The organism is Anaerovibrio sp. (genome assembly GCF_051866355.1).
GTDB lineage: Bacteria > Bacillota > Negativicutes > Selenomonadales > Selenomonadaceae > Anaerovibrio.
The window spans coordinates 1-2,281 of the sequence record NZ_JBJDWZ010000120.1 but is presented as its reverse complement, the minus strand read 5'-3'; the positions used below and the strand labels follow the sequence as shown (position 1 = coordinate 2,281).

Below are 2,281 nucleotides of genomic sequence, written 5' to 3'. Positions count from 1 at the left end.
CCTGATTGTCGTGCCGAAGCATCTCACAGAGCAGATGGGAGAGGATTTTCAGAGGCTATATCCGGGAGCAAAGGTGCTTGTGGCCACAGACAAGACCTTTACGGCCAAAAACCGGGAGGAGTTCTGTTCAAAAATAGCTACCCAGAATTGGGATGCCATCATCATGGGCTATACCCAGTTTGAAAAAATTCCATTAAGCCTGGAAAGGCAGAAGATTATTCTGCAGGAACAGATTAATGAGATTATTGAGGGGATGGAAGAATATGCCGATGAGTATGGCAAAAACAATTTCACGGTCAAGCAGATGATGCGTGCGCAAAAGAAGCTGGAATCAAAGCTCATGTCCATGAACAAGCAGGAAAAGAAGGATCAGACTGTTGTGTTTGAGGATCTGGGTATTGACAGGCTTTATGTGGATGAGGCGCATTACTTCAAAAATTTATATACGCCTACCAAGTTGTCCAATGTGGCCGGTATTCAGACGACTGAGGCGGATAAGACGATGGATTTCTATCAGAAGTGTAAGTATATCAATGAAATCACTAATTGCCACGGCCTTGTATTTGCCACAGGCACCCCGGTATCTAACAGCATGACGGAGCTGTATACCATGCAGCGTTATCTGCAGCCTGAGACATTGAAGGAAAGCGGCCTTGGTTTTTTTGATGCCTGGGCTGCAAATTTCGGGCAGCAGGAAACGGATATGGAAATCAATCCGGAGGGACAGGGGTTCCGGGAGCGTACCAAGTTTGCCAGGTTTCAGAATCTGCCGGAGCTTATGGCCATGTTTAAGGAGATTGCTGATATTAAGACTTCTGATATGCTGGATTTGCCGGTTCCAGAGGAAAATATTATCGTGGAGCGTATGAAGCCTACACCGCTGCAGAAGGAAATGGTCAATATGCTGGCTGAACGTGCCAAGGCAGTGCGTGACAAGCTGGTGGACAGCACGGAGGATAACATGCTGAAAATCACCAACGAAGGAAGGTTGCTGGCTCTTGATCAGCGGATTATGCAGCCGGATGCGCCTGATAATCCAGACAGCAAGGTAAATAAGTGTGTCAGCAATGTGCTGGAATTGTACAGGGAAAACAGCGAGGACAAGGCCACACAGCTGATTTTCTGCGATAAGTCCACACCGAATACATCAGGAAAATTCAACGTTTATGATGACATCAAGTCAAAGCTGATTGCCAATGGAGTACCGGCTGAAGAAATTGCCTTTATACACGATGCCAAGACTGATGCGCAGAAAGAGGCCTTGTTTGACAAGGTAAGGAAAGGTGAGGTGCGAATCCTGTTAGGTTCTACGGATAAGATGGGAGTGGGCACCAATGTGCAGGACAGGCTCATTGCCACCCATGACCTGGATGTGCCGTGGAGACCGTCGGATTTGGAACAGCGTAAAGGCCGTATAGTTCGGCGAGGAAATAGCAATGCCAGTGTGAAGATTTTTCGGTATATCACTGAGGGTACTTTTGATGCGTATATGTGGCAGATTTTGGAGAATAAGCAGAGATTTATATCCCAGATCATGACTTCTAAGGTGCCGACGCGTACCTCGGAGGATTGCGATGAAGTAACCTTGTCCTATGCAGAAGTAAAGGCATGTGCCACAGGCAATCCGCTTATTAAGGAGAAAATGGAAGTTGATAATCAGGTCAAGAGATTGGAGATTGATAAGTCTAATTATCTGACTGCCCAGGACAAGCTCAAGAGAAAATGCCAGATGGAATATCCACTGCAGATAAAGTCCCTGGAAGCCAATATTGAAAAGCTGCAGGATATGAAGCGGCAGGCGGAAGCCAATACCATAAAGATGGAAAGTGGCGAGATTTTATTTTCGCTGGAGCTGAACGGCAAGACATATATTGACAAGAAGGAGGCTGGGCAGGCACTTATGAAGGCAGCTAAAGGCGATTTAACCAAGGTAAAGGGGCATTACAGGGGATTGGCTTTAACGATGCGTAATGAACTGCGGACAGGGTTGACTAATATTGTACTCAGCTACAAAGGTCAGCAGGAATGCAATTTGTCTGGCGTAGATACGTACAATATAACGCGTATGGATGATGCCATTGAGCAGATATACAGTGACATTAAAAATCAAACAAAAAGGCTGGATCAGTTGAAGCATGATTTTGAGCTTGCCCAGCAGGAATTGCAAAAGCCTTTTGAAAAGGAGGAATTGCTGAAGGAAATGACTGCCAAGCAGAAGGAGCTGGAACTGCAAATCCAGTCCGTTATGGATGAGGATCGTGCGATAACTCAGGAGGGATAT

1 protein-coding gene is annotated in these 2,281 nt (G+C 46.0%); it reads left to right on the top strand.

Annotation, left to right across the window (positions count from 1 at the left end; genetic code table 11):
* Positions 1-2,281, top strand: a 2,281-nt coding sequence (locus ACI3UA_RS06355) for a helicase-related protein (protein ID WP_439723983.1), incomplete at both ends; no start/stop codon positions are given.